At 63.4% G+C, this 25528-nt stretch carries 21 protein-coding genes and 2 tRNA genes; 12 read left to right on the top strand and 11 right to left on the bottom strand.

Translation table 11 applies throughout. From position 1 onward, the window contains the following. Positions 1–43: 43 nt before the first annotated feature. Positions 44–1207, bottom strand: coding sequence for a cysteine desulfurase family protein (locus tag AC0L3E_RS17780; protein ID WP_473605278.1), 1164 nt, complete (start codon positions 1205–1207; stop codon positions 44–46). 236 nt (positions 1208–1443) lie between these two features. Between AC0L3E_RS17780 and AC0L3E_RS17775 the strand changes: the two genes are divergently transcribed. Together AC0L3E_RS17775 and AC0L3E_RS17770 are read left to right on the top strand one after the other, a co-directional pair. Beyond that, positions 1444–2118, top strand: coding sequence for an alpha/beta hydrolase (locus AC0L3E_RS17775; protein ID WP_023669128.1), 675 nt, complete (start codon positions 1444–1446; stop codon positions 2116–2118). 21 nt (positions 2119–2139) lie between these two features. Beyond that, the gene (locus tag AC0L3E_RS17770; RefSeq protein WP_127319484.1) at positions 2140–2790 is read left to right on the top strand and encodes an FMN-binding negative transcriptional regulator; all 651 of its coding nucleotides are present in this window, start codon (positions 2140–2142) and stop codon (positions 2788–2790) included. Between the two features lie 11 nt (positions 2791–2801). Here AC0L3E_RS17770 and AC0L3E_RS17765 read toward each other — a convergent pair whose 3' ends face one another. Continuing rightward, a complete protein-coding gene (locus tag AC0L3E_RS17765) occupies positions 2802–3632 on the bottom strand; it encodes a phosphatase PAP2 family protein (RefSeq protein WP_128289738.1) in 831 nt (276 codons plus the stop codon). A 45-nt stretch (positions 3633–3677) separates the two neighbouring features. Beyond that, positions 3678–5321, bottom strand: coding sequence for an ArnT family glycosyltransferase (locus AC0L3E_RS17760; protein WP_473605277.1), 1644 nt, complete (start codon positions 5319–5321; stop codon positions 3678–3680). A 288-nt stretch (positions 5322–5609) separates the two neighbouring features. Between AC0L3E_RS17760 and tyrS the strand changes: the two genes are divergently transcribed. After that, entirely contained in the window at positions 5610–6863 is a 1254-nt protein-coding gene (tyrS, locus tag AC0L3E_RS17755) for a tyrosine--tRNA ligase (protein WP_473605276.1), read from the top strand. Between the two features lie 28 nt (positions 6864–6891). Here tyrS and AC0L3E_RS17750 read toward each other — a convergent pair whose 3' ends face one another. After that, positions 6892–7374 carry a hypothetical protein gene (locus AC0L3E_RS17750; protein WP_473605275.1) on the bottom strand — a complete coding sequence of 161 codons (483 nt, stop codon included), beginning with the start codon at positions 7372–7374 and terminating at the stop codon, positions 6892–6894. A gap of 12 nt (positions 7375–7386) precedes the next feature. Next, positions 7387–10767: a hypothetical protein gene (locus AC0L3E_RS17745; RefSeq protein WP_473605274.1), complete on the bottom strand. Its 3381-nt coding sequence runs from the start codon at positions 10765–10767 to the stop codon at positions 7387–7389. A 95-nt stretch (positions 10768–10862) separates the two neighbouring features. Here AC0L3E_RS17745 and AC0L3E_RS17740 point away from each other — a divergent pair, with 95 nt between their 5' ends. Both AC0L3E_RS17740 and AC0L3E_RS17735 read left to right on the top strand, forming a co-directional pair. Beyond that, positions 10863–11330: a peroxiredoxin gene (locus AC0L3E_RS17740; protein WP_127258257.1), complete on the top strand. Its 468-nt coding sequence runs from the start codon at positions 10863–10865 to the stop codon at positions 11328–11330. Between the two features lie 151 nt (positions 11331–11481). After that, positions 11482–12786 carry a M23 family metallopeptidase gene (locus tag AC0L3E_RS17735; RefSeq protein ID WP_127268135.1) on the top strand — a complete coding sequence of 435 codons (1305 nt, stop codon included), beginning with the start codon at positions 11482–11484 and terminating at the stop codon, positions 12784–12786. Between the two features lie 49 nt (positions 12787–12835). On the opposite strand, the gene AC0L3E_RS17730 is transcribed toward AC0L3E_RS17735, so the two are convergent. Continuing rightward, a complete protein-coding gene (locus AC0L3E_RS17730; protein WP_128309254.1) occupies positions 12836–14065 on the bottom strand; it encodes a M20 metallopeptidase family protein in 1230 nt (409 codons plus the stop codon). After that, positions 14052–15230 (bottom strand): M24 family metallopeptidase, encoded by a 1179-nt coding sequence (locus tag AC0L3E_RS17725; RefSeq protein ID WP_128309253.1) that lies wholly within the window; start codon positions 15228–15230, stop codon positions 14052–14054. Before AC0L3E_RS17725 ends, AC0L3E_RS17730 begins: the two co-directional genes overlap by 14 nt. 222 nt (positions 15231–15452) lie before the next feature. On the opposite strand from AC0L3E_RS17725, the gene AC0L3E_RS17720 reads away from it, so the two are divergent. The 5 genes from AC0L3E_RS17720 to AC0L3E_RS17700 all read left to right on the top strand — a co-directional run bounded on the left by AC0L3E_RS17720 (position 15453) and on the right by AC0L3E_RS17700 (position 20387). Next, a complete protein-coding gene (locus AC0L3E_RS17720) occupies positions 15453–16619 on the top strand; it encodes an ROK family transcriptional regulator (protein ID WP_128309252.1) in 1167 nt (388 codons plus the stop codon). Beyond that, positions 16616–17380, top strand: a complete 765-nt coding sequence (locus AC0L3E_RS17715; protein WP_013532175.1) for an ATP-binding cassette domain-containing protein — start codon at positions 16616–16618, stop codon at positions 17378–17380. Before AC0L3E_RS17720 ends, AC0L3E_RS17715 begins: the two co-directional genes overlap by 4 nt. Positions 17381–17419: 39 nt before the next feature. Next, positions 17420–18460 carry a sugar ABC transporter substrate-binding protein gene (locus AC0L3E_RS17710; RefSeq protein WP_127329643.1) on the top strand — a complete coding sequence of 347 codons (1041 nt, stop codon included), beginning with the start codon at positions 17420–17422 and terminating at the stop codon, positions 18458–18460. A gap of 147 nt (positions 18461–18607) precedes the next feature. Then, positions 18608–19603, top strand: coding sequence for an ABC transporter permease (locus tag AC0L3E_RS17705; RefSeq protein ID WP_164898763.1), 996 nt, complete (start codon positions 18608–18610; stop codon positions 19601–19603). Positions 19604–19616: 13 nt separating this feature from the next. Beyond that, a complete protein-coding gene (locus AC0L3E_RS17700; RefSeq protein WP_128310000.1) occupies positions 19617–20387 on the top strand; it encodes an SDR family NAD(P)-dependent oxidoreductase in 771 nt (256 codons plus the stop codon). Between the two features lie 63 nt (positions 20388–20450). Here the strand turns inward: AC0L3E_RS17700 and AC0L3E_RS17695 are convergent. Further along, a tRNA-Val gene (locus AC0L3E_RS17695) sits at positions 20451–20526 on the bottom strand. Positions 20527–20742: 216 nt separating this feature from the next. On the opposite strand from AC0L3E_RS17695, the gene AC0L3E_RS17690 reads away from it, so the two are divergent. Further along, positions 20743–20819, top strand: a tRNA-Asp gene (locus AC0L3E_RS17690). Positions 20820–20948: 129 nt separating this feature from the next. On the opposite strand, the gene rbsK is transcribed toward AC0L3E_RS17690, so the two are convergent. The 3 genes from rbsK to AC0L3E_RS17675 are packed head-to-tail and all read right to left on the bottom strand — an operon-like array spanning position 20949 to position 23430. Continuing rightward, complete coding sequence (gene rbsK / locus AC0L3E_RS17685; RefSeq protein WP_473605273.1) at positions 20949–21893, bottom strand: ribokinase; 945 nt, start codon at positions 21891–21893, stop codon at positions 20949–20951. Between the two features lie 4 nt (positions 21894–21897). After that, the gene (locus AC0L3E_RS17680; RefSeq protein WP_127266590.1) at positions 21898–22350 is read right to left on the bottom strand and encodes an RbsD/FucU family protein; all 453 of its coding nucleotides are present in this window, start codon (positions 22348–22350) and stop codon (positions 21898–21900) included. 21 nt (positions 22351–22371) lie between these two features. Continuing rightward, positions 22372–23430, bottom strand: a complete 1059-nt coding sequence (locus tag AC0L3E_RS17675) for an ABC transporter ATP-binding protein (RefSeq protein ID WP_127322988.1) — start codon at positions 23428–23430, stop codon at positions 22372–22374. Between the two features lie 289 nt (positions 23431–23719). On the opposite strand from AC0L3E_RS17675, the gene AC0L3E_RS17670 reads away from it, so the two are divergent. Further along, positions 23720–25384 carry an ABC transporter substrate-binding protein gene (locus tag AC0L3E_RS17670; protein ID WP_127266588.1) on the top strand — a complete coding sequence of 555 codons (1665 nt, stop codon included), beginning with the start codon at positions 23720–23722 and terminating at the stop codon, positions 25382–25384. Positions 25385–25528 lie beyond the last annotated feature (144 nt).

Below are 25528 nucleotides of genomic sequence, written 5' to 3'. Positions count from 1 at the left end.
CGCACGGCTCTACCAGGCCGAAAGGCCCAAATTCGTCCAACCGCTACGCGGCCCGTTCTCTATCCGCCCTACGTGCGGTAATTCCCGCCAGTGCGACGCGAAACAGCTCGATGTCTTCCGCGCCGGTCGCCGGTCCGATCGACACCCGCAAGGCGCCGAGACTGTCGCCGTACCCCATGGCTTTCAGCACATGGCTCGGTCCGACCTTGCCAGACGAACAGGCAGAGCCGGCCGACAGCGCTACACCGGCCAGATCGAAGGCGATCTGCGCGGTTTCGGCTTTGACGCCCGCAATAGCGAAGAATGCCGTATTGGCAAGCCTTGGCGCACCGGTTCCGAAGATTTCCGCGTCCGGCACCAGCGATTTGACGATGGCTTCGATCTCGTCGCGGCGCTGGCGCACCGCATCCATGGCCGGCAATCCGGCCAGGGCCTCGCGGGCGGCCGCGCCAAAACCGGCAATGGCAGCGAGGTTTTCGGTGCCGCCGCGATGGCCCTTCTCCTGGCCGCCGCCATTGATCAACGGCTTCGGCATCATCAGGTCAGAGGCGGCGACGATGGCGCCGACGCCCTTGGGACCACCGATCTTGTGCGACGACAGAATCAGATAATCGGCGTAACCCGCTGATAGATCGATGGAAACACGCCCAGCGGCCTGCACGGCGTCGACTGTAAGGATACCGCCCGCCGCCTTGACGATCCCGGCGATGCGATCGATCGGCTGGATGACGCCGGTTTCGTTGTTGGTGGCGTGGATGGCGACCAGCGGCAGGCCTTCGCTCTTGTCGTGACCGCCGAGCGCCGACGCCAAGGCGCCGAGGTCGGCGATGCCGTTGGCGTCGACGCCGATCCGCGTCACCTGCGCTGCGGGGAACCGTCCGCCGTTCAACAGGCAGGGATGATCGGCCTCCGACACGTAAAGCCGGCTCATACGCACCGTGCCGCGCCCCATCTGCCAGTCGGGTGACAGCAGCGTCGAGGCTGCTTCCGTGGCACCGGAGGTGAACACGACATGCTCCGCCTTGGCGTTGACGAGCGCCGCCACGTCACGCCTGGCGGTCTCGATCAGGCGGCGGGCCGCGCGCCCCTCGGCGTGAACCGATGACGGATTGGCCGCGACGTCAAGGGCCGCGACCATAGCCTCGCGGGCCACGGCAAGCAGCGGCGCACTGGCATTGTAGTCGAGATAGGCGCGTATTCCGGCCATTTTCGTCCGTCAAATCCCGTCAGAAGCCATTCCGCTGTCGTATGGCGTTATTTCCTTGAAATTCCAAGGCGAGCCGTCCTATTTACGCGGCTTGCGGCGCGGGTGGCCGGGCTCGATGTCTTGCCACTCAGTTTTGAACAATTCTAAACTAGCTTCTAAGAAGACGCTCGCCCTGCGTCAAGGCCAGAGGAAACGTTCCAGGCACCGCGCGTTCGTATTACCAAGTGGAGTATTTTATGCCTGAGGTCATTTTCACCGGTCCTGCCGGCCGCCTGGAGGGTCGCTATCAGCCTTCCAAGGAAAAGAGCGCGCCGATTGCCATCGTCCTGCACCCGCATCCGCAATTCGGCGGCACGATGAACAACAAGATCGTCTACGACCTCTTCTACATGTTCCAGAAGCGGGATTTCACCACGCTTCGCTTCAATTTCCGCGGCATTGGCCGCAGCCAGGGCGAGTTCGACCATGGCACCGGCGAACTGTCGGACGCCGCCGCCGCTTTGGACTGGGTGCAGTCGCTGCATCCCGATTCCAAGAGCTGCTGGGTCGCCGGCTACTCCTTTGGCTCCTGGATCGGCATGCAGCTTCTGATGCGCAGGCCGGAGATCGAAGGCTTCATTTCGATCGCGCCGCAGCCCAACACCTATGATTTCTCGTTCCTGGCGCCCTGCCCGTCATCGGGCCTGATCATCCATGGCGATGCCGACAAGGTGGCGCCGCCGAAGGATGTGCAGGGCCTTGTCGACAAGCTGCACACGCAGAAGGGCATCACCATCACGCAAAAGACGTTGCCCGGCGCCAACCATTTCTTCGCCAACGATGCCGACCTGCTGCTCGAGGAATGCGCCGACTATCTCGACCGCCGGCTGGCCGGCGAATTGTCGGATCCGCGTCCGAAGCGGCTGAGATAAACAAGGCAAGAACGGACGGCGATGTACGAACCTCCTCATTTCAGGGAAACGCGGCCGGAAATCCTGCACGGGCTGATCCGGACGCATCCGCTGGGCCTGTTGGTTTCCAACGGGCCCGATGGGCCGGTCGCCAACGCTGTCCCGTTCCTGCTCGACGCGGAAATCGGGCCTAACGGCAGGCTGCGCGCCCATCTGGCGCGGGCCAACCCGCAATGGCGCCTGTTGGCCGACAACCCGGCATCCCCCGTGCTGATCGTCTTCCAGGGCAGCGATGCCTATGTGACGCCGTCCTGGTACGAGACCAAGCGCGAGACCGGCAAGGTGGTGCCGACGTGGAATTACGCCATCGTGCAGGTTCGCGGCACCGTCAAGGTGATGGATGATCAGGACTGGCTGGCGCAGCAGATCGCCGATCTGACCGTCTCCCAGGAAGGCGCCCGCGCCGCACCCTGGGCGGTGACCGATGCGCCGGAGCCCTTCATCCAGTCGCAGATCAAGGGCATTATCGGGCTGGAAATCGAGATCAGCGAAATCCACGGCAAGTGGAAGGTCAGCCAGAACCGGCCGGTCGCCGATCGCGTCGGCGTTGCACAGGGGCTGGAAAGCGAAGACCACCAGTCGCCCGGCATGGCCGGCCTGGTCAGATCCTATGGCGGACTGGACGGCAACTGAACTTCGAATGCTCAGGCAGCCTTCCTTGTCGGTCCGATCAGCCGAAACGTTCTCTTGCGGACCGGCAGTCCCGACGGCATCGGCCGGAAAATGAAGCCGAGCCGGGCAAAGACCAGCCCGCAGGCGAGCGCGAAGCCGCAGCCAAGGCCGAAGCCGGCGACGGTGTCGCTGGGATAGTGCGCGCCAACGAAGATACGGGTCGAGGCGATACAAGCGGTGATCGCCAGGGCGATGTACCAGCGCCGCGGAAACAACAGCAAAGCGACCCCGAACACCGCGCCCATCGTCGTACCATGGCCGGACGGAAAGCCGGCGAAGCGCGCATCGAAAGCGAAGGGGTGCAGGGTCAGCACGCCAAAGTCCTCGTAATAGAGGGGGCGAGCCCGGCCAATGGCATATTTCAGCACATTGACGGCGATCCCCGACAGGCCGGTGGCGCACAGCACCAGAAAAGCCAGGCAGGTCCAGTTGTAGAGCAGCATCAGCGAGCGCCGCGAGAGGCTTCGCCAATCCGTCAGGTTCGCGGCGACAAGCAGAAGCACTGAGGGAATGAGATACCAGCCACCCAGGCCGAACTGGGTGAAAAAGTCGGCAGTCCGGGCAAATCCCGCCGACCACTTGCCGTGAAGCATTCCGGCCGGGGTGTCGAGACGAACAAACGCTGCCGCCGTCAGCAAAACCCAGACCAGCACCCAGACCGACCACAAAACGTTCGGGTATCTGGCCGGGCGGGTGGCAAGGCGGCTTTTGGCGATCTGCATCGTATCGCGAAAATTGTCGAGCGACCGGCGCCCTATCCCAAGGAGCAGGCTCGAAACGGGCGGGCGTGATTTCACCAGCATAGGAAATTCGACCCCATTGTCGCCGTCATGGGCATCGGCGAGCCGTCACTGGGTTACACGATAGAGGCCGAGCGACAGCTTGTCTCCCGACGAATAGTTGAGGCCGTCGACCTCGGCAACGCGGTTCGCCGACTTGCCTTGCGCCGCCAGCAACCCATTCAGTTTCTGCTCGTCGCCGACCTGCGCCAGCGCCAGGGCGCAGGCAGGATCGCCGAGCAGATGCTTGGCGACGCCATCGACATCGGTCAGGAGGGTCTTGGTGCCGACCAGGAACACCAGACTCGGCTCGTGATATTCCGCCGAAGCGAGCACCGTGGTGTCGCAAGGCCTGTTGGCCTGGAACGCCGCCTCGATCGCCGGGCTCAGCCAGATCGGCTTCAGCGAAGGCGCGATGACGCCGAACAACAGCCCATAGGTGATGCCCGCGCAGACCGCGATGGCGCCGATGCGGGAGAGCGGCACTTGCAGCTGTCGCGAAAAAGCGAAATATCCTGCCGCCAGCGCCGCCGCGGCGGCCGGGATGCTCCACCAGGAGAAGGCGCCGGTGAGATAGATCGGCGCTCCCACGCAGACCGCCGCCAGGCCAAGGCTGACCACGGCAAGACCGAATGCGGTCGACCACCACAACCAATCCTGCCAGCGCCTGAGCGGCGCATTCGCCTCCTGCGGCGGCAAGGTCAGCAGCCAGCCGATCAGCAGCGCCATGCCGGGATAGGCCGGCAGGACATAGTGCGGCAGCTTGGTCGGGATCAGTTCGAACACCAGCCAGAACGGAATGTACCAGGCGAGGCAGAAACGCAGCCGGGGATCGTCGCGCAGACGGTTGAGGGCCTGCAGCCCGGCGCCGACCGCGATCAGACCGAACGGCCACATGAACAAGGAATAGGTCAGCATGTAGAAACCGGGCGGCAGACCGTGCGATTCCTCCCCCGAGGCGACCTTGGCCATCATGTCCTTGCCGACGGCATCACTGAGAAAGGCGCCGCCGCTCTTCCAGGTGATGAGGGCGACCCAGGGCAGCACGATGAGCAGCACCAGGGCGGCACCGCGCACGAGCTTCAGCTTCAGGAGCCAGCGCCAGTCGCGCTCGAAGGCAAACAAGGCGGCGACCGTCAGCACCGACAGGAGCGGAGCCACCGGCCCCTTGATAAGGATTCCAAGGCCTTGAGCAGCCCAGAAAATCCACGGCAGGTGGGCGGCTACCGGTTCGTTCCGGCGCGCTGCCAGATAGATCTGGGCGAGCGCGCCTTGCGCCGCCACGCAGCAGGCCAGCAGCATGGCGTCAGTCTTGGCGTCACGGCCCTCGAAGGCGGTGGCGAAGATAGCCGCCATCATCAGGCCGGCGGCGAGACCGGCATTGGCCCCGAACAGCTTGGTGCCTGTCCAGGCAATGCCGACGACGGCCAAGGCAATGCCAAGCATGGAGACGAGGCGGTAGACCCAGATCGGCGCCGCCGCCCCCTCGCCGCTCAGCGCCACGGCCGCCGATTGCAGCCAGTAGATGCCGATCGGCTTCTTGTAGCGCGAGGCATCCTGAAAACGGATGTCGACATAGTCGGAGGTTTCGACCATCTGCTTGGTGGCCTGGACAAAACGGGATTCGTCCCGGTCGACGGGTGGAAGGCTCGCCAGTCCGCTGAAAGTCATCAGCACGCTGAACAGAAAGAGAAAAAGATAGTTCCTGTTCATCGCGGAGCTTTCCGGATCTGATCTGCGGGATGGCCCCGTCGCGGCGCCTCAGGCCCTGCCCTGCGCGGCGCCTCAATACGCCAGCCCAAACGGCGAAGCAAGGATTCGCAAATGCCATCCGCGCGGGCACCAAAACCGGAAACCACTTTTGCTGATCGCCGGACCTTTGTCTGGCGCGCGATCGGACGCAAAACCGGAAACCACTTTTGCTGATCGCGCTTGGATGCTAAACGCCCGCGTTCATGCACACCCGAGCCACGCTGGCCGGACGCTTTCGGGAAAGAAAAAATGCCTGCCTTCAAATCGGATTTCCTGCGCACGATGAGCGAGCGCGGTTTCATCCACCAGACTTCGGATGATGCCGGTCTCGACACTATCTTCGCCAAGGAAACGGTGACGGCCTATATCGGCTTCGACGCCACCGCCAAGAGCCTGCACGCCGGCTCGCTGATCCAGATCATGATGCTGCACTGGCTGCAGCAGACCGGTCACCGGCCGATCGCGCTGATGGGCGGCGGCACCTCGATGATCGGCGACCCGTCCTTCAAGGACGAGGCGCGCAAGCTTTTGACCCCGCAGGACATCGAAGACAATCTGGCTGGCATCCGCCGCAACTTCATGCCCTACCTCAAATTCGGCAGCGGTCCGAACGACGCCATCATGGTCAACAACGCCGACTGGCTGATGGAGATCAACTACGTCAATTTTCTGCGCGATGTCGGCCGTCACTTTTCCGTCAACCGCATGCTGGCGTTCGATTCCGTCAAGCTGCGGCTCGATCGCGAGCAGTCGCTGTCGTTCCTCGAATTCAACTACATGATCCTGCAGGCCTATGATTTCGTCGAACTCTACAAGCGTCTCGGCTGCCGCCTGCAGATGGGCGGCTCCGACCAATGGGGCAACATCATCAACGGTATCGATCTCGGCCGCCGCATGGAGGACGCGCAGCTCTATGCGCTGACCACGCCGCTGCTCACCACCTCGTCGGGCGCCAAGATGGGCAAGTCGGCTTCGGGCGCGGTCTGGCTCGATGCGGAGATGCTGAGCCCCTACGAATTCTGGCAGTACTGGCGCAACACCGAGGATGCCGACGTCGCGCGCTTCCTGAAGCTCTACACGACGCTGCCGCTGGACGAGGTGGCGCGGCTCGAACGGCTCGGCGGATCCGAGATCAATGAGGCCAAGAAGATCCTCGCCACCGAGATCACCGCCCTGCTGCACGGCCGTGCAGCCGCCGAGCAAGCCAGCGATACGGCACGCAAGACGTTCGAGGAGGGCGCGCTCGCGGAGTCGCTGCCGACCGTCGAGGTCGACAAAACGGCGCTTGAAACCGGCGTCGGCATCCTGTCGCTGCTGGTCACCGCCGGACTGGCGGCATCGAACGGCGAAGCGCGGCGGCATGTGCAGGGCGGTGCCGTGCGCCTGAACGACGAGCCGGTGAGCGACGAGCGCCGCCTGGTTACCCCTCAGGATTTGAGTCCGGAAAACGTCGTAAAGCTTTCTCTGGGAAAGAAAAAACACATTCTGGTACGGCCGGTTTGAGCAGAACTCGATCCATGCCGGCCGCCTCCTAGGCGTACGGTTTGATTTTCCCACAAGAATCTATCCAGACGTAAAAAGGATCATTTTGGAAAGATTCTTTGCCCGTCGGGGTCAGGAAACGCAGCTTGAAATTCACGGTGACAATTTTTGCTGCATAGCCTGACACTACGGTCCACCAATCCGGCGGGAAGAGAGGCTCACGCGGTCCGTCAAAGCGACCAATGCGACAGCTGTTTGGGTTATTCTGCATAAAATCAGAAGCGTCTTTGTAGTTGACGATCGTGACATTGGAAAAATCGGTAGACTTGTCTGCATACCTCAGAAGAGACCTTCCTCTCTCCTGAGTAAGTTCGACAAGCTTTGGAATATCCGCAACGGCAGCCGCCAAGAGCTCGTCTTCCGACAGGAACCTGCGCTGCGCAAAGCAGAAATTGGACGCGTTGAGTGACCCGCCGGCGATGACCAAGAGTGCGGCACCAGCACCCAATGCAATCAATATCCTGGCGACCATGATCCGCGCCACTCACCGATACTCAAAAATCGACCTGAATATTCCGGGCGCGATCACCGACAGCGGATTGATGTCCAGCAGCGGCTTGTTGGCATTGCCTTTGAGCCGGTAGGTGACGCCGATCAGGCCACGGTCGCGGCCATTGCCGAGCAGCGCGCCAACGATGGGCAATTCGCCGAAGATGCGATTGAGGCCATAGACCGGCATGAAGGTGCCGGTCATGTCCATGTTGTTGTTCTGGTCGTAGAGCGTGCCCTGGAACGTCGTGCCGATGCGCGGTCCACGCAGCACGCCATTGGCCAGTTTCAGATAGCCGCTGCCCTTGTCGATCTCGGCGTAACCGCGTTCGAACTTCACCCGCGACGTGTCGAGCTTGCCTTTGACCGCCTGATTGAGGCTGCGGTTGTCACCGGCCGGCGTGGTCGAGACGATGGAGGCGAGTTTCGGTTCGTTGACGACGAAAAAGTTGCTGGTGTCGACCTTGCCCCTCAGCGATCCGTCGCTCGGCCCCGCAAGCGCCAGGGTGATCGTTCCGCCTTCCATATGCTCGTAGATATTGAGGAATCTCAGGATGGCGCCGGCGTCCGCGGACTGCATGTTGAGCGCGCGCCGGCCGGCGCCGGTGGTGTTGCTGATCGATATGGCGGCGCCCGAACTTGCCGTGGCGCTGACCTTCAACCCGTTCACCCGCGAACCGGCAGCACTGTAGTCGAGCTTCAGATTGGACAATTGCTCGTCGTGGAAACCGGTCAGCCGGTCGACATCGGCGCTGACGGAAATGGCATCGGAACCGGTGGTCTTGGTAGCCGTGTCGACGTCCGAGGTGAACTGCTTGATCAGCGAGCGGGCATCGAGCGCGTTGCCCGATATCTCGACCGCATAGCCCTTGCCGGACCGCTTCACCGACACGGCAACGTCGTCGCCCCTGTTCAAGGTGACCTTGCTGAACCGCGCCGACGACAAGGCGCCATTGACCAGCACGATGCTGCCGTCGACGGAGAACGTCTTTCCGTCAAGGTCGAAATCGGACAGCGTCGTGGTGTCGCCGGACTTGGTCATGACGAAGGTGACATTGGCAGGAACCCCTGCCCCCTTGCCCCAGCCGGCCCAGGGAATGTCCAGCCTGGCGTTGGTCAGATCGGCCGAGACGTTCTGGTCGCCGCCGCCGTTCTTGTCGATCGCCACCTTCACCGTTCCGGCAAGCAGCGGCTTCAGGCCGGGCATGGCGGCGGCGCGGATCTTGTCGTCAAGCACCAGAGCCACCTTGCGGCTGCGCGCCGGCCCGTCATCCCTGAGCGGCTCGACCAGATCGAGTTCGGCCGGAATGCCGTTCAGCAATGCCTTGGCGGAGATCACCGCCTTCTCCGGATCGACCGTGATCGAACCGTCGGCATCCGTCACGATCTGGCCCTCGAAAGGCTTGGCCAAGGACATGCCGCTGTAGTCGAGCGACACCAGCCAATCGAGCTTCGAGGAGTCGACACCGGACTGCAGCGGAATATCCGCCTTGACGTGGCCGGTGACGCTGCCCGACAGGTCTTCCGGCAGGATGCCGACATGGCGCATGGCGTTGATCGGCTCGTAGGATGCGAGTTCGGCTACGGCCGACGCTTCGCCGTCGACGTCGATATCGAGCGCGCCGACGACCGGCGGGCGGTTGGCCGCCTTGACCGTCAGCGTGCCGTTGCTGGCCGCCACGGTGCGGCCGCTGGGCATGTAGACGGTGCCCGAGGATAGCGAGATATCGACATCGTTGCCGTGGAAACCGACGACGCCGACCGCGTCGCGTATCGGCGGAATGCGGCCGGCGGTGTCGAAGCGCGATCCCTCGATCTGGAAGCGGCCGAACACCTCATCGGCCGAAAGCGGCACGCCGTTGCCCAGGCGGCCCGGCACCACCTGGAACTGAAGGTTGGCGTCGACGACACGGCCGCCGAACAGATTGGCCAGCACCCAGAGCCGGGCATTGCGCGCCGAAAACCACGGCCACAGCTGCTTGACGTGAGAGACCTGCATGTCGTGGATGTTGAACGCCAGATTGATCCCCGGCACTTTGCCGTCGACGAACGCCACGGCGGCGGTGCCAAGCATCTCGCCGGAGCCGGCGGACCGGAGCGCGATCTGCTCGGCGACCAATTTGTGGCTCACCGTGTTGTAGACGCCGGCAATCCGGGCGAGGAAGGTGAGCGCCGGCTCGGGCGACTCCGAAGGCGCAAGCGACGATCCGTCGCTGGTCAGGTCGTAGCGATAGGAGGGTTCTTCACCCACCGCTCCGCTTGCCGGCTTCGGCCCGATCGAACCGGCGAAATCGAATGTCGAGCGGCCGGTCTTCAGCAGCAATCTGTCGACCTGGATCTTGTTGCTGCCCGCAACCAGCGTCGCATTGATATCGACGTCCGCCGGCAGCAGTCCTCGCGTGCCGAGATCGAGGACAGAACCCGTCGACGACAAAGCGGCCGTCAGCCGCGATGCGTTCGCGCCGAACCCTTCCGATCCCGTCAGCTTCAGCGCGACGGTTCCCAGCTTGCCGGCAGCGGCCGCCATATCGCCGGTATCGGCCAGATCGACGCTCGCATCCAGTGCCGTGACGCGGTGCGCCGCGATATCGCGGGAGGCGGAAGCGGCAACGGTAGCCGTCCTGCCGTCGATGTCCGCCGTGGACGAGAACTGCATGCCGCCCGGGCCCGACTGCACGACGGTGGCGTCGGTGATCTTGACGAGCTTGATCGCTCCGGTTTCGGGCAGCACGAATTCGACATTGCGAAGATCGATCCGGCGCAGCGAATCCTCCCGCACGGCATCGAGTGCGTGGTTGATGTTTCCGAACACCGCGGCGGACAGCTTCTCCGGATCGATGAGGCCGTCCGCATTGCGCAGGCCGGCGGTCCAGTCGCCGCCTGACGGCATCGCCGCCACGACGATGCGGGCATCCGAGATCCTGGCGCTGGTCAGCCGCACATCTCCCCACAGCAGCGGGAACAGACGCACGCCGAAGCGCACGCGGCCGGCATCGGCCATCGGCTTGCCGTCCGATGTCTTCAAGCTGACGTCGCTGACCTGAAGCGCGATGAAACTCGAACCGTCGAGCGTGATGCGGGCAGGCCCGACCGCGACATTGACATCGACGCCCGCCAGTTTCTCAAGCGCCGTTTCCGCCTCGGTGCGAAGCCGGTCGGCTCCGATGCCGGAGGCGCCAACCAGATAAACGAGCACGGCGGCCAGCAGCGCGAAAGCGACCAGACCGGCGAACAGTCGCGACAGGATGCGAAAACCGCGTCCGATCGAAGCCTGACCGAGCGGCGGCACACGGCAGGCGGACGGAAAGGTCCCCAGGTCGGTGATCTCATCACGCCTGAACCGGATCTTCTCGTGCTGCGGTCGCTCCTGATCCACGCAATTTTCCGTTGTACGAACTCGATCGTGGACGAATCCCCGTCCGACACTATATCGGTGTGGCTTCGCGCGTAACCTCAAACAAGGGCATCGGTATGGCTGACCTCGACGTAGGCGATCTCGCGCCGCAATTCGACCTGCCGCGGGACGGCGGCGGATCAGTCAGCCTTGCCGCATCGTCCGGCAAGCCCATCGTGCTCTATTTCTATCCGCAGGACGACACAACAAGCTGCACGCAGGAGGCGATCAGCTTCTCGCAGCTGAAGCCGGACTTCGAGAAGGCCGGCGCCGTGGTGATCGGCCTGTCGCCCGACCCCGTCAAGAAGCACGACAAGTTCAAGTCGAAGTACAATCTCACCATCGACCTCGCCGCCGACGAGGAGCGCAAGGTGATCGAAGCCTACCATCTGTGGGTCGAGAAATCGATGTATGGTCGCAAGTATATGGGGGTCGAGCGCGCGACGTTCCTGATCGGCCGCGACGGGCGGATCGCCAGGATTTGGCGCAAGGTCCGCGTCAAGGGCCATGCGGAAGAGGTGCTCGAGGCCGTTCGCGCGCTTTGAGGTTTTGCCGGCGAGGTTGGCCCGGTTTCCCTTACAACCATACGCACGCCTGGCGGGCGTTCGCTGCGGGCAAGCCGGCGCTGCAAGCCTTTGTTAACCTTAATAATGTGTAGTCAAGCTGTCGTGGTGTCGTAAACGAAAGCTTGGTCCCGTGAACGCAACCGGTCAGTCCGCAGTCTTCGGCAGGCGTAAGGAGCCCCATACGGTCATCATCGCCCGGGGCAACGAGATCAGGCATTTCACGATCCGACCGTGGCTGGCGGCCTTTATCGGCTCGGCGCTCGCCGCCATTGCCGTCGGCTACCTCATGGCCACCTCCTATCTGGTGCTGCGCGACGATCTGATAGGCGCCACCACGGCGCGCCAGGCGCGCATGCAGCAAGCTTATGAAGATCGCATTTCGGCGCTTCGCGCCCAGGTCGACCGCATCACCAGCCGGCAGTTGCTCGACCAGCAGCTGATGGAAACCAAGGTCAGCGAACTGCTTGAACGGCAGAGCCAGTTGAGCCAGCGTCACGGCCGCCTTGGCCCGCTGCTCGAACGCGCCGAGAGCGAAGTCGGCGCAGCGCCGGCCGAAGATCCGGCAGCGGTTGCGAAGCCGGACAAACGCGCCGAAGTGACCGGCAGCATCAAGGAGCCCGCGCGGAACTATGCGGTCGCCAGCCTGAGCGCCGATCCCGGCGCCGGCGACACAAGGCCGTTCTCGCTGTGGTCGACCCGCTCCGATCCGCTGCCCAACGATTCAGCCGCCGATCGTGCCGACAAGCTCTTCGTCTCGATCAACCAGTCGCTGAAATCCATCGAGAGCGACCAGTTGACCCGCATCAGCACGCTTGCCGACAATGCCTACAAGAGTGCCGATGCCATTACCCAGGCGCTCGAGGCGGCCGGACTGCCCGTCGACAGCGATTTCGGCAAGGGCGACAGCGATGTCGGCGGACCGCTGATCCCGCTCGACAGCTCCATGATGTTCGACAGCAAGGTCAAGGAGTTGGACGAAGCGCTTGACGCCCTCGACCATCTCAAGAAGGAAGCGCGCCAGTTGCCGCTGACCAACCCCGCACCGGGCCACTCCGTCACCAGCCCGTTCGGCGTGCGCACCGACCCGATCCTCGGCACCGCGGCACTGCATTCCGGCATGGATTTCAGAGCCCCGATCGGCATGGCCGCCAAGGTCACCGCACCCGGCACCGTCACCAAGGCCGGCTGGAACGGCGGCTATGGCCGCATGGTGGAAGTCGACCACGGCAATGGTTTTGCGACACGTTACGGGCATCTCAGCGAAATCGACGTCACCGTCGGCGAGAAACTGGACGCCGGCGCCGTCATCGGCAAGACCGGCAGCAGCGGCCGCTCGACCGGCCCGCATCTGCACTACGAAGTCCGCCACAATGGCGAAGCGATCGATCCCTTGCGCTTCCTCACGGTCGGCAAGAAGGTCGCTCAGTACCTGTAAGCGATCCTGGGCTCCTGCCCCATGCGCCGATGACCATCATGATGGCTGACTAAGGCGCTTCCATCGACAGAAACGCCGTCGCTGCCGCAACCAGGGTGGTCGCACCGACCTTCAACGCCGCCTCGTCGACACGAAACCGGGCGTGATGGAGCGGAAAGACCGATCCGATCTCCTCGTTTCGGATTCCCAGCCGAAAATAGACCGAAGGACGTTTCTCGCTGTAGTAGCCAAAGTCGTCCGCGATCGTCCATCCGGGCGTACTGAGGACGTTGTCGGCACCGATGCAGGCCTTGGCGCTGGCGGCAATCAGCTCAGTCATCTCGACATCGTTGACGACACCAGGTTCGCCCTTGTGGATGTCGACCTCGACACGCGCGCCGTGGCTCGTCCCTATTCCCTCGGCTATCGTACGGACGCGGCGCCAGGCCCGCTCGCGGGTTGCATCGCTGCCGCTGCGGATGGTGCCTTTCAACGTGACCTTGCCGGCGGTGACATTATAGGCGTTGCCGCCATTGATGGCCGTCACGGAAATCACCAGCGGATCGTACGGGTCGATCTCGCGCGAAACGATCTTCTGCAATTCGCTCACCAAGGAGCAAGCCACGGCCAACGCATCGACACCTTCATGCGGTTTTGCCGCGTGCGACGCCGAGCCGATGACGGCTACATCGAACGTGTCGCAGGCCAGAGTGTAGGGACCGGAGCCGACGGCGATCTTGCCGGACGGCGTGTAGGGATCGACATGGACGCAGATGGCGGCGTCGATGTCGTCGAGAAGCCCCTCTTCCACCACCCGCTTGCCACCCGACGGTTCGTCCTCCTCCGCCGGCTGGAAGATCAGGCGAACGGTGCCGCCAAAACTGTCCCGCGACCGGTGAAGATGCGCGGCCACTGCGAAAGCCATCGATGCATGGGCGTCGTGACCGCAGGCATGCATCACGCCTGGATTCGTCGATGCATAATCGACGCCGGACTCCTCCTCGATCGGCAAGGCATCGATGTCGGCGCGAATGGCGACCTTTCGATTTGACGGCTTGCCGGTGCCGACAATATCGACGGCAAGGCCAAAGCCGACGACGTCGCGAATGTCGGCAATTCCCTGATCCACCAGCATCTGCCTGAGATAGCGCTGCGTGCCGGCCTCCTGGTTCGAAAGCTCGGGATTGCGGTGCAGGTGGCGGCGGACCTCGATCATCCGATCGAGAATTCCGGCGTCGATATCGGTCGTCACGGTTTTCGCAACACCACCCGCCGTGGCCGAACCCTCAGGATTTGACATGGATCTCTCGCGGGAACTTCGTCAGGGTCTCATGGCCGGTTTCGGTGACCAGGATGGTCTCGCTGATCTCGATGCCCCAGCCATCCATCCACATGCCGAGGATGGAATGAACGACATTGCCCGGTTCAAGCACGGTCTTGTCGCCCGGCCTGAGGCTGATCGTATGCTCGCCCCAGTCCGGCGGATAGGCGACGCCGATGGAGTAGCCGATGCGCGATTCCTTCTTCAGTCCGTAGCGCTGGATGACCTTGCGCCAGGCGGCTTCGACGGCTTCGGCTGATGTTCCTGGCCTGACCGCGTCGAGCACCGCATCCATGCCCTCGATCACCGCTTTTGCCGTGTCCGAAACATTTGTCGGCGTCTTGCCAAGCTGCATGGTCCTGGCGAGGCCTGCGGCATAGCGGCGGCAGACGCCGGCAAGTTCCAGCGCAATCGTCTCGTTGTCTCCGAACCGCCTGTCGCTCCACATGATGTGCGGCGCCGAGGCATTCTCGCCACCGAGGATTGTCGGGGGAAGCGCGGTGATGTCGCCGGCAAAATCCGGGCTGCCTGCGATCTGCGCCGCCTGGATGGCGGCGATGGCATCGCACTCGCGAACACCCGGTGCGATCACCTCGAAGGCCCGCGTGACGGCCGCTTCGGCCAAGATGGACGCCTTGCGCAAATAGGCGATCTCGGGCGCCGATTTGACCGCGCGGATCCAGTTCACCAGCAGGTCGGCATCATGCCATTTTGCATTTGGAAGTCCCGCGACAAGCCGGGCGTGCGCCTTGGGAGAGAAATAATAGGCTTCGAGTTCGATGCCGATATGTCTGACACCCCAGCCCCTGGCGACGATCCAGCTCGCGATCCAGTCCATGGGATGGCGATCGACGCGCTGAACATGGTCTTCCGGAAAGCCGACCACGTTTTCCGGTTTCATCCAGGCGGTCAGAAGACCGCCGGCCGCATCCATGGCGCGCCCGATCCAGACCGGCTCGACCTCCTCGATTGGAACCAGCACCACCTGCGGCGTGTAGAACGACCAGCCGTCATAGCCGGTGATGTAATGCTGGTTGGCAACGTCGTTGACGACAAGGAGTTCGAGACCGCGCTTCGCCATCTCGGTGCGTATCTTGCGAAGCCGCTGTTGGTACTCGTCTCGGGCAAACGGCAATTCAATCATCTTTGCTCCATCTTTGTCAGATCAACGGTCGCGGGGTTCGCTCACCATTGAAGGGGTTTCGCCACGGCGGCAATCGGCCAGGACGACGCGTGGGCAGGTCCTGAACCGAATAGGCCCTCCACGGCCTTCCCCAGGAAAACTTCGGCGTGAATTTATTTTTGAATTCCATTTGACTGAATAAATAAGCAATGCAAAGCTGCGCTCTCCTAAGGGGCGCAAGGCATGGCACTGCGGGGGACCAATCAGGAGTTCGGGCGGCCGTACAATCGGCGCATCGTGCTTGAGTCCATCCGCCTTCATGGACCGATCGCCCGCGGCGAGATCGCCCGGCGCGTCGGCCTCACCGTCCAGACGGTATCGACCATCGTTCGCGAACTGGAAGATCAGGACTACATCCTGTCGCTGCGCGAAGAGCCGAAGGGGCGCGGCCTGCCGCCGGCGACGCTGCGGATCAACCCCGAGGGCGGCTATGCCGTCGGCATCCACATCACTCCGCTTGGTATCAGCGCCGCCTTGATCAATCTGAGCGGCGACGTGATCGAGAGCATCTACCGCGAGGCGCCGAACGCGGCGCCGGACCACGCCTTCGAGCTGATCGGGGCGATGGTGGTGGAATTGACCAGACTGCGGGCTGGCGGACGGGTGCTGGGCGTCGGCATGGCCCTGCCCGGCCCATTCGACGTGGAGTCCATGAGTTTCGTCGGGCCAACCACCATGACCGGCTGGAAGGATGTGGCGCTGCGCGAACGGCTGGCGGCCTCCACCGGATTGCCGGCCTTCTTTGAAACCGATATGGCAGCGGCCGCCATGGGCGAGCGCCTCTACGGCCTCGGCGCCCAGTTTTCCGAATATTACTATCTCTATTTCGGCGTTGGCCTTGGCGGCGTCATGGTTCATGAGGGCAGCGCCTTGCGCGGCGCCTGGGGAAATGCCGGCGAGATCGGGCACATTCCCGTCATTCCGGGCGGCGAGGCCTGCCCGTGCGGCAACAGCGGCTGTCTCGAAAGATATTTGTCGCTCGAGGCACTCCGGCGCTGGAACGGCAGCGAGGCGGATTGGGTCGCCGAAGTCGCACCGATCTTTCACAACGCCGTCGCCGTCATCGAGAACCTGTTCGACCCGGAGACGGTCATCCTCGGCGGGCTGGCGTCCACCGACCTGCTCGAAATGCTGGCTGGTTCGGCCGGAGGCCTGCACAACTCCGTCTCGGCCCGCAAGGACCGCACGACGCCCAGGGTTGTGGTCGCGCGCGGCGGACAGCATTCCGTGCTGCGCGGCGCCGCCGCCCTTGCGGTTTCCGGGGTGCTGTCACCTCGCTTCGGGCAGATGTTCGCGGCCGAACGCGAACGCGAGCGCGACCTTCTCAAAGGCAGGGAGATTGCGGCATGAGTGAACCCCTGCTGGTGCTCGACAACGTCACCAAGAACTATGGCGCGATCGAAGCGCTCAAGGGGATCAGCTTCTCGATCGGCAAGGGCGAGGTCGTGGCGCTGCTGGGCGACAACGGCGCCGGCAAATCGACACTGGTGAAGATCATATCGGGCGGACTGGAGCCGACCTCCGGGCGCATGCTGTTCGAGGGCAAGGAATTCCTTGCCAAATCACCGGCCGAGGCCAAGGCGGCCGGCATCGAGACCGTCTACCAGGATCTCTCGCTGTGCACCAATGTCGACGTGGTCGCCAATTTCTTCATGGGCCGTGAGATCACACGCAAGTTTCTCGGCATTCCCGTGCTCGACGAGCGCGCCATGGAAGCCGTCGTCGGAAAGGCGCTGGCCAATGCCGGCACCCGCATTCCCTCGTTGCGGGCCAATGTCGAGCATCTCTCGGGCGGCCAGCGGCAAGCCATCGAACTCAACCGCTTCGTGCACTGGGGCGGCAAGCTGGTGCTGCTCGATGAACCGTTCGCCGCCCTCGGCGTCGAACAGACACGGCGCGGCCTCGACATGATCCGCCAGGTGGCGAACCAGGGCATCGGCGTCGTCATCATCACCCATATCATGCAGCAGGCTTTTCAGGTCGCCGACCGGATCGTGGTGATCCGCCAGGGCGTCGTGGCCGGCGATGTCGCACGCAATAAAACAAGTCCCGATGCGGTGATCAACATGATCACCGGTGAGACGCTTGCCGGTGCCGGACCGACAGGCTGAGGGACAAAAGAGGGGTCCGGCTTAAGAGGAGCGAACGACATGAAGCGAATACTTCTTGCTGTCTTCGGTATCCTTGCACTGGCCTTTGCCACGCTCACGCCGGCATTCGCCCAGTCCAAGGGTATCGTCTACTATATGGTGCCGACGCTGCTGGACGAGTTCCAGACCGGCTCGGTGAGCGCGCTGGAACTGTTCCTGAAGCAGACCGGCTACGAGATGAAGACGCTGAACGCCGACAACAAGACCGACGCCCAGCAATCGCAGATGAACGATGTCATCGCGCTGAAGCCGGCGGCCATCATCCTGGCGGCAGTCGACTTCAATGCCCTGAAACCGTCGATCGAGGCGGCCCGGGCCGCCGGCATCCCGGTGGTCGAGTTCGACCGCCAGATCACCTCGACGCCATCCGACTTCACCTCTGTCGCCGGAACGGTCGAGATCGGCTACGTCGCCGCCGACCAGGCCGAGAAGCTGCTGAAGGCAAAGCACGGTTCGGTGAAGGGCAAGGTGCTGCAAGTCCTCGGCGACCCCGGCGACCCCTATACGCTCGACATCCAGAAGGGCTTCGAGGAGAAGATGAAGGCGTTTCCGGACGTCAAGATCATCTCGCTTCCGGCCATGCAATGGGAAGCCAGCAATGCCGGCACAATCGTTGCCGACCAGATGCTGGCGAACCCGGACATCGACCTGATCTTCAGCCATGCCGCGCACCTTTCGGTCGCCGCCGTCGCCTCGCTCGAGGCAGCCGGCAAGAAGCCGGGCGACGTCATGCTGATGAGTTCGAACGGCGCTCCGGTCGGCCTCGACCTGATCCGCAAGGGTTGGCTCAATGCCGAAATCGAGCAACCGCTCTACGCGCAGGCCGCGGCTGTCGCCATGTTCATGGACAAGATCGTCAAGAAGCAAGAGATCAAGCCCGGCGAATACGACGTGCTTGGCCTGAAATCGACGGTGACCAAGGAAGCCTGGGGTCCGAACATCAAGATCCCCGGTGCCGCCATCACCAAGGAGAACGTCGACAACCCGGCCTTCTGGGGCAACCAGAAGCCGCCGACGGACACCGTCAAGCCGGTCGAATAGTCATTGAAAGCGCTCCGGGCCGTAACGGCCCGGAGCCTACCCTTTCACAACGCCGCGTCCAAAAGACGCCGTGGCGAATTTGAATCCGCGCCCGAACCCGACGAAATCGAATTGATTTCGCGGGGCATGCGCCAACCGGATCAGCCCATGAACCCGCGCACACGCAAAGCCCTGGAGTTCGTACTCGACAACCTCGTCTGGTTCATGCTGCTGTTCGTGCTGGTGGTCTTCTCCATCTTCGTCCCGAACTACTTTCAGCTCGGCATCTTCGCCAACATCATCGAGGCTTCCAGCGTGCTCGGCGTCATGTCGATCGGCCTGGCGCTGGTGATCATCGCCGGCCACATGGATCTGTCGGTCGAATCCGTCGCAGCGCTTAGCGCCATGGCGGTCGGCATCCTGTTCTGCTCGTCGGGCATCGGCATGGGCGTGCAACTGCATCCCGAATGGCTGATGGTTCCGGTTTCGCTGCTGCTGGCGCTGGCCGTAGGCGGTCTCATCGGCGCCTTCAACGGCTATCTGGTGGTCAAGGTGAAGATGAGCGCTTTCATCATCACGCTGGCGTCCTACATCTGGGTGCGCGGCCTGGTGCTGGTCGTGTCGGGCGGCCGCTCGGCGCAGGATCTTGCACCGGCCATCCGCTGGTTCGGCATCCAGCGCCTTGTCGGCCTGCCACTTACCGCCTGGATCGCGGTTGGCTGTTTCGTCGTCTTTTCGCTGATCATGGCCAAGACGCCGTTCGGCCGTCACCTCATCATGATCGGCGGCAACGAGACGGCGACCTTCCGCGCCGGCATCCGGGTGAACCGCAATCTCATCATCGCCTTCGTGCTTGCCGGCGCGATTGCCGGCCTTGCCGGCTGGCTGCTGGCGATCCGCACGTCGGGCGCCACCGCCAATCTCGGCGTCGGGCTGCTGTTCAACGCCTTCGCCGCGGTCGTCATCGGCGGCGTCAGCCTCAAAGGCGGCGTCGGCACCCTGCCCGGCGTCTATGCCGGCGTGCTTTTGCTCTCGGCCATCAACACGGCGATCAATTTGATGGGCCTGCCGGCCAATTTTACCCAGGTGATCCACGGCCTGCTGGTGCTGGCGGCCGTGCTGCTCGACGCCTTCAAGCAAACCATTCGCCAAAGACTCGCATGACAGGACGGCTCGCATGACCAATCGGTTGCAGGACAAGGTAGCGCTGATCATCGGCAGCGCCCGCGGCATCGGCAAGGGCATCGCGCTACGCTTTGCCGAGGAAGGCGCAAGGCTGGTGCTCGCCGACACCGAGGCCGATGCCGGGCAAGCCACCGCTGACGAGTTGGGCGTCCCCTTCATCCGCACCGACATCTCGCAAATGAGCGACGCCGAGGCCGCCGTGGCGCTGGCGCTGAAGCAGCATGGCCGCCTCGACATCATCGTGCAGAATGCCGGCATCTATCCCTGGCAACTGATCGAGAACACCAGCGCCGACGACTGGGACCGCGTCATGGCGGTCAACCTGCGCGGCACCTTCAACGCCAGCCGCGCGGCCCTGGTGCCGATGAAGGCGCAAGGCTTCGGCCGCATGCTCTACACCTCGTCCATCACCGGCCCGCATGTCACCAGCCCGGGCCATGGCCACTATTCGGCCAGCAAGGCCGGCATCAACGGCTTCATCCGCGCCGCGGCACTGGAATTCTCCGGCTACGGCATCACCGTCAACGGCGTCGAGCCCGGCAACATCCTGACCGAAGCCATCGAGCTGCATCGCGGCGCGGCCTACATCAAGAACATGGAGGACTCCATCCCGCTCGGCCGCCTCGGCAGCCCGCGCGACGTCGCCAACGCCTTCCTGTTCCTCGCCTCCGACGATGCCAGCTACATCACCGGCACGACCATCGTCGTCGATGGCGGGCAGTTGCTGCCGGAGGGCAATGATTTTCGACTGTTGCCGCCGTGATTGCAGCACCTACCGAACGACTCGGTTCCGTGTCTTGGCAACAGATTGAATGGACTAATGGAATGGTGGGCGATGACGGGCTCGAACCGCCGACATCTTCGGTGTAAACGAAGCGCTCTACCAACTGAGCTAATCGCCCGCTCCGGGCCGGACCTTTAAGCGGTCAGGGTCCGCTTCGCAAGGCCAAATGAGCGCAGGATGCCCTGGTTGGATGCCGGTTTTGCCAACAAAACGCCGGCTGTCAAAAAACCTTCTCCTGTTTGCTGTTATGCTGTCCTGTCACGCTTGACACCCGGTGGCGAACCCCTTATCCAGCGCCCCAACGACGAACACGGCTGACACGTGTTCGCCATGCGCGGGTGTAGCTCAGTTGGTTAGAGTGCCGGCCTGTCACGCCGGAGGTCGCGGGTTCGAGCCCCGTCACTCGCGCCATTTCTCTCAAGGGTATCAAGCTCTTGGCTTCAGAGAAATGTCGACATTGATTGTCAAAAACATTGTCTTGCAAGAGACCTGAGGTCACTCAGGTCCTTTCAGCCCTTGCCTACGCTTGGCCCTGCAAGATCACCCCCTCGCCAGCAGTGCCTCGACCTCCCGCAATGTCGGCATCGACGGTGCAGTCCCCGGTCGCGTCACGGAGATACCGGCGACGGCGCAGGCGAAGCGCACCGCTTGCAGCGGCTCCACGCCCCTCGAAAGTGCTGCGGCAAGCCCGCCATTGAAGGCATCGCCTGCCCCCGTGGTTTCGACCACCGGGCCGGCGCTGACGGCTGGAACATGGTCGGAGCGCTCCTTCGAGTGCAAAAGCGCGCCCTTGTCGCCGAGCGTGACGATGACCGTGCCGACCCCCTTTTTCAGCAGACTGTCCGCGGCGCGCCGCGCCTCGTCGACCGAGGACACCTTCATCCCGGTCAGTTCCTCCGTCTCGGTCTCGTTGGGCGTAAGGTAGTCGCAGAGCGTGTAGATGCGGTCGGGAAGCTTTGCCGCGGGGGCCGGGTTGAGGATCGTCGTCACCCCTGCCCCACGCGCGATCTCCAGCGCCCGCATAGCGGCTTCGATCGGCTGTTCGAGTTGGGTGACGAAGACGCCGGCACCGCCGATCAGCGTGGCATTGGCTTCGATATCGGCTGGAGAGATCAGCATGGCAGCACCGGGGCTGACGATGATGGCGTTGTTGCCGGTGGTCTCCTCGACGAAGATGTAGGCCGCACCGGTGTAGCTTTCCGGCGTATCGATGACGGCATTTTTCACGCCCGCCTGCGCCCAGGTCTGCCTCGCCATGTCGGCGAAGGGATCGACGCCGAGGCGGGTGAGGAAGGTGACGTCGGCGCCGAGCTTGCCGGCGGCAACCGCCTGGTTAGAACCCTTGCCGCCCGGCCCCAGCGTGAAGGATGTGCCGAGGATGGTTTCGCCCATGCGCGGCTGCCGCTGCGCCCTGTAGGCGGTGTCGGCGACGAAAACACCCAATATGACGACAGGCTTCATGACGACCGGCTTGCCCGAAGCCATGCCGCTACTGCGCATCCGGCGGCACGACGCCCTTGCGAAAGGCGAAGCAGCCGTAGAAGCGGCGCTCACCTGTCTGGATGACGCAATAGGCCTGTTTGGCGCGCTCGTAGAAGGCATAGCGCTCGACCGCGATCATCGGCCACGACTTGCCCTCGGCCTTGTCGACCTCCCTTTGCACTTCGCTTTGTACGGGCGGAATTTCGTCGGGCTTGCCCACAATTTCCATGCGCGCGGCCGAGTCGTCGACGAATGTATCCAGTGGGTAGAGCGACAGCACCGCCTTGACCACTTGCGCCGCCGAGGCATCGATGCGCAGCACGCGGCCGAGCGCCGTCTGGCGCGCCACGGAATCGGACGGAAAATTGGTGTCGGCGATGATCAGATCATCGCCATGCCCCATTGCCCGCAATGCCTGCAGCACGTCGGCATTGAGCAGCGGGTTGATGCCTTTGAGCATGGTATTCCTCGTGAGTTGGGATCAGAGACGCTTGCCGGTCTCTGCGTCGAAAAGATGGATCTGGTCGAGCCTTGGCTTCAGCTTCAGCGTATCGCCCGGCTTGAAGTCGTGGCGCTCGCGAAACAGCGCCACCATCTCGCCCTCGCCGAAGCGCAGGAACACCAGCGTTTCCGAGCCGGTCGGCTCGACCACCGAAATCTTCGCCGGCACGCCGTCGGGATGGATTTCGAGATGCTCCGGTCGCACGCCATAAACGACGGCTTGCCCGTCCTGTGCGGCGTTGCCCGATGCGATCGGGAACAGCGTGCCTGCGATGTCGACACCGGGCTTGTCGCCTTTGCGCATGGTGCCCTTGAGCAGGTTCATCGACGGCGAGCCGATGAAGCCGGCGACAAACAGGTTGGCCGGTCTGTCGAACAGCTCCAACGGCGCGCCGACCTGCTCGATGCGGCCGTCGCGCATCACGACGATCTTGTCGGCCATGGTCATGGCCTCGATCTGGTCGTGGGTGACGTAGATGGTGGTGGTCTTCAGCCTCTGGTGCAGTTCCTTGATCTCGGTGCGCATCTGCACGCGCAGCTTGGCGTCGAGATTGGACAGCGGCTCGTCGAACAGGAAGACCTGCGGATTGCGCACGATGGCACGGCCCATGGCCACGCGCTGTCGCTGGCCGCCGGAAAGCTGGCGGGGATAGCGCTTCAGATAGGGATTGAGGTCGAGGATATCGGCGGCGCGCTTGACCCGCTCGGCGACCACGGCCGGATCGGTTTTCCTGAGCTTGAGCGCGAAGGCCATGTTCTGCTCGACCGTTTTGTGCGGATAGAGCGCATAGTTCTGGAACACCATGGCGATGTCGCGCTTGGCCGGCGGCAGATGATTGACGACGCGGTCGCCGATGGCGATCGTACCGGCGGAGACGGTCTCCAACCCAGCCACCATCCTGAGCAATGTGGACTTACCGCAACCCGAAGGGCCAACCAGCACCACGAACTGTCCGTCTGCGATATCGACGCTGACTTCGTGCAGAACCTTGACCGTTCCAAAGGCCTTGGCCACCTTGCTGATCGCGACTTGCGCCATATCTCCCCCATCGGCTCCATTAGCCGTAGGCGCAGAAGCTAACCAACGCGACCTGTCAGGGCAAGTCGGTCCCTTATAGATAAAAACCCGCTCTCGTTGACACGGCGTTGGGTTGTGAGAATAGTGGCAGGCGCTGGTCAAAATGTCGGTATCCGATCCGCAATCGGAACCTCAATCGACGCAGGGTGGGGTCCTGCCTAATTCGTTTCCGAAACGGGAGCATCGTTGGCGCTCCGGCGTCCGACAGTTGGCCGATTTATTCACACTGATGTTCTGGGAGGAATAGGCGATGAGAACGGGTCTTTACGACAAACTGGTTCGAGCCGGCGCCACAAGGCGCGACATATTGAAGGGCGCGGCCAGCATGGCCGCGATCGCAGCCGCATCCAGCGCCGGACTTGGCGCCTTGACGCGCCCGGCTTCCGCGGCAAGCGAATTGCGCACAAAAATCCTGCAGATCCCCGGCGTCGGCAAAGGCCAGCCGACGGACGCCGACTTCCAGAAGGTCGGTGAACTCTGCCTCGAAGCGACCAAGGCCAATGTCAAGGAAGGCGAATTCGCCGGCGTCGAGTTGACCTTCATGGGTCTCAACAACCAGAACCTGCACAATGTGCTGTTCCGCGGCTTCCTGAAGCCATGGGAGACCTACACCGGCGCCAAGATCAACTGGATCGACCTGGCGCAGGCCGACTACAACGCCCGCCTGCAGCAGTCGATCGCGACCGGCACCGTCGACTTCGACATCATCGAAATGGGCGCGCCGTTCGAAGGCGATGTCTGCGGCAAGGGCCTGACGTCGGAAATGCCCGACTGGGTCAAGACCCAGATCGATTTCGACGACCTCGTCAGCTATCTGAAGCCGCCGGTCGGCACCTGGGACGGCAAGCAATACCGCGTGACCGTCGACGGCGACGCGCACAACTTCAACTACCGCACCGACGTGTTCGCCGATGCCGACCTCGCCAAGGCCTGGAAGGATGGCGGCGGCGAAGGTGAATGGGGCGTACCGAAGACCTGGCAGCAGGTTCAGGCGGTGACCAAGTTCCTCAAGGGCAAGAAGCTCAAGGACCAGGACGTCTATGGCTATCTCGACGCGCCAAAGCCCTGGGGCGGCTTCGGCTTCTATTTCCTCGGCAGTCGCGCCACCGCTTATGCCAAGCACCCCGACGACAAGGCCTGGCTGTTCGACGCCGACACGATGAAGCCGCGCGTCAACAATCCGGCCTGGGTGCGCGCCATCCAGGACGTCATCGACGCGCTGCCGTCCGAACCCGCCGACCAGATCAATGCCGATCCGAACACGACCGCCTTCCAGCAGTTCCTGGCCGGCACCGGCTCGATGGTCACCTGGTGGGGCGACGTCGGCTCCAACGTCAAGACCAACGACTCTTCCGTCGTCGGCGACGTCACCGGCTTCTCGATCCTGCCCGGCTCCGACGATGTCTACAATGCGAAGACCGGCGCCTGGGACAAGCTCGCCAGCGGCCCGAACTATGCGCCCAACTGCGCCTATCTCGGCTGGGGCGTCTATGTGATGGCCCGCGTCGATGCCGACGAGAAGAAGAAGAAGGCGGCATGGTCCGCTGCCGCGCATCTCGGCGGCAAGGACCTGTCGATCTGGACGGCGATGTATCCATCGGGCTTCCAGCCTTACCGCAACTCGCATTTCGACATTCCCGAATGGGTGGCGGCCGGCTACGACGAGGCCTTCATCACCTCCTACCTCAAGTCGGAATCCGACAGCTACAACCATCCGAACGCGGCGATCGAGCCACGCATCCCCGGCATCTTCCAGTACTACAGCGCCGCCGAGGATATTTTGGCCAACACCTTCGCCGGCAAGATGAAGGCGCAGGAAGGCGCCGACGCCATTGCGGCGGCCTGGGAGAAGCTGACCGACCAGATCGGCCGCGACAACCAGATCAAGCTCTACAAAGCTTCGCTCGGCATGTAGGCTGGCCTATGAACCGTGGGGGGGGGGGGGGGGCCGGCCCCCGCGAGGGGGGGGGGGGGGGGGGGGGGGGGGGGGGGGGGGGGGGGGGGGGGGGGGGGGGGGGGGGGCGGGGGGGGGGGTGGGGGGGGGGGGGGGTGGGGGCGG

Source organism: Mesorhizobium sp. WSM4822 (assembly GCF_055811155.1).
Note: the sequence above shows the minus strand (reverse complement) of the source record. Positions and strands in the feature narration are given on the sequence as shown.

Coding starts and splice junctions, on each gene's coding strand:
- AC0L3E_RS17725 (WP_128309253.1), bottom strand. CDS start 15,230: ATGATTGAATTGCCGTTTGCCCGAGACGAGTACCAACAGCGGCTTCGC.
- rbsK (WP_473605273.1), bottom strand. CDS start 21,893: ATGGCTTCGGGCAAGCCGGTCGTCATGAAGCCTGTCGTCATATTGGGT.
- AC0L3E_RS17715 (WP_013532175.1), top strand. CDS start 16,616: ATGAGTGAACCCCTGCTGGTGCTCGACAACGTCACCAAGAACTATGGC.
- AC0L3E_RS17780 (WP_473605278.1), bottom strand. CDS start 1,207: ATGGCCGGAATACGCGCCTATCTCGACTACAATGCCAGTGCGCCGCTG.
- AC0L3E_RS17775 (WP_023669128.1), top strand. CDS start 1,444: ATGCCTGAGGTCATTTTCACCGGTCCTGCCGGCCGCCTGGAGGGTCGC.
- AC0L3E_RS17760 (WP_473605277.1), bottom strand. CDS start 5,321: ATGAACAGGAACTATCTTTTTCTCTTTCTGTTCAGCGTGCTGATGACT.
- AC0L3E_RS17670 (WP_127266588.1), top strand. CDS start 23,720: ATGAGAACGGGTCTTTACGACAAACTGGTTCGAGCCGGCGCCACAAGG.
- AC0L3E_RS17740 (WP_127258257.1), top strand. CDS start 10,863: ATGGCTGACCTCGACGTAGGCGATCTCGCGCCGCAATTCGACCTGCCG.
- AC0L3E_RS17720 (WP_128309252.1), top strand. CDS start 15,453: ATGGCACTGCGGGGGACCAATCAGGAGTTCGGGCGGCCGTACAATCGG.
- AC0L3E_RS17770 (WP_127319484.1), top strand. CDS start 2,140: ATGTACGAACCTCCTCATTTCAGGGAAACGCGGCCGGAAATCCTGCAC.
- AC0L3E_RS17705 (WP_164898763.1), top strand. CDS start 18,608: ATGAACCCGCGCACACGCAAAGCCCTGGAGTTCGTACTCGACAACCTC.
- AC0L3E_RS17680 (WP_127266590.1), bottom strand. CDS start 22,350: ATGCTCAAAGGCATCAACCCGCTGCTCAATGCCGACGTGCTGCAGGCA.
- AC0L3E_RS17675 (WP_127322988.1), bottom strand. CDS start 23,430: ATGGCGCAAGTCGCGATCAGCAAGGTGGCCAAGGCCTTTGGAACGGTC.
- tyrS (WP_473605276.1), top strand. CDS start 5,610: ATGCCTGCCTTCAAATCGGATTTCCTGCGCACGATGAGCGAGCGCGGT.
- AC0L3E_RS17700 (WP_128310000.1), top strand. CDS start 19,617: ATGACCAATCGGTTGCAGGACAAGGTAGCGCTGATCATCGGCAGCGCC.
- AC0L3E_RS17750 (WP_473605275.1), bottom strand. CDS start 7,374: ATGGTCGCCAGGATATTGATTGCATTGGGTGCTGGTGCCGCACTCTTG.
- AC0L3E_RS17730 (WP_128309254.1), bottom strand. CDS start 14,065: ATGTCAAATCCTGAGGGTTCGGCCACGGCGGGTGGTGTTGCGAAAACC.
- AC0L3E_RS17710 (WP_127329643.1), top strand. CDS start 17,420: ATGAAGCGAATACTTCTTGCTGTCTTCGGTATCCTTGCACTGGCCTTT.
- AC0L3E_RS17765 (WP_128289738.1), bottom strand. CDS start 3,632: ATGCTGGTGAAATCACGCCCGCCCGTTTCGAGCCTGCTCCTTGGGATA.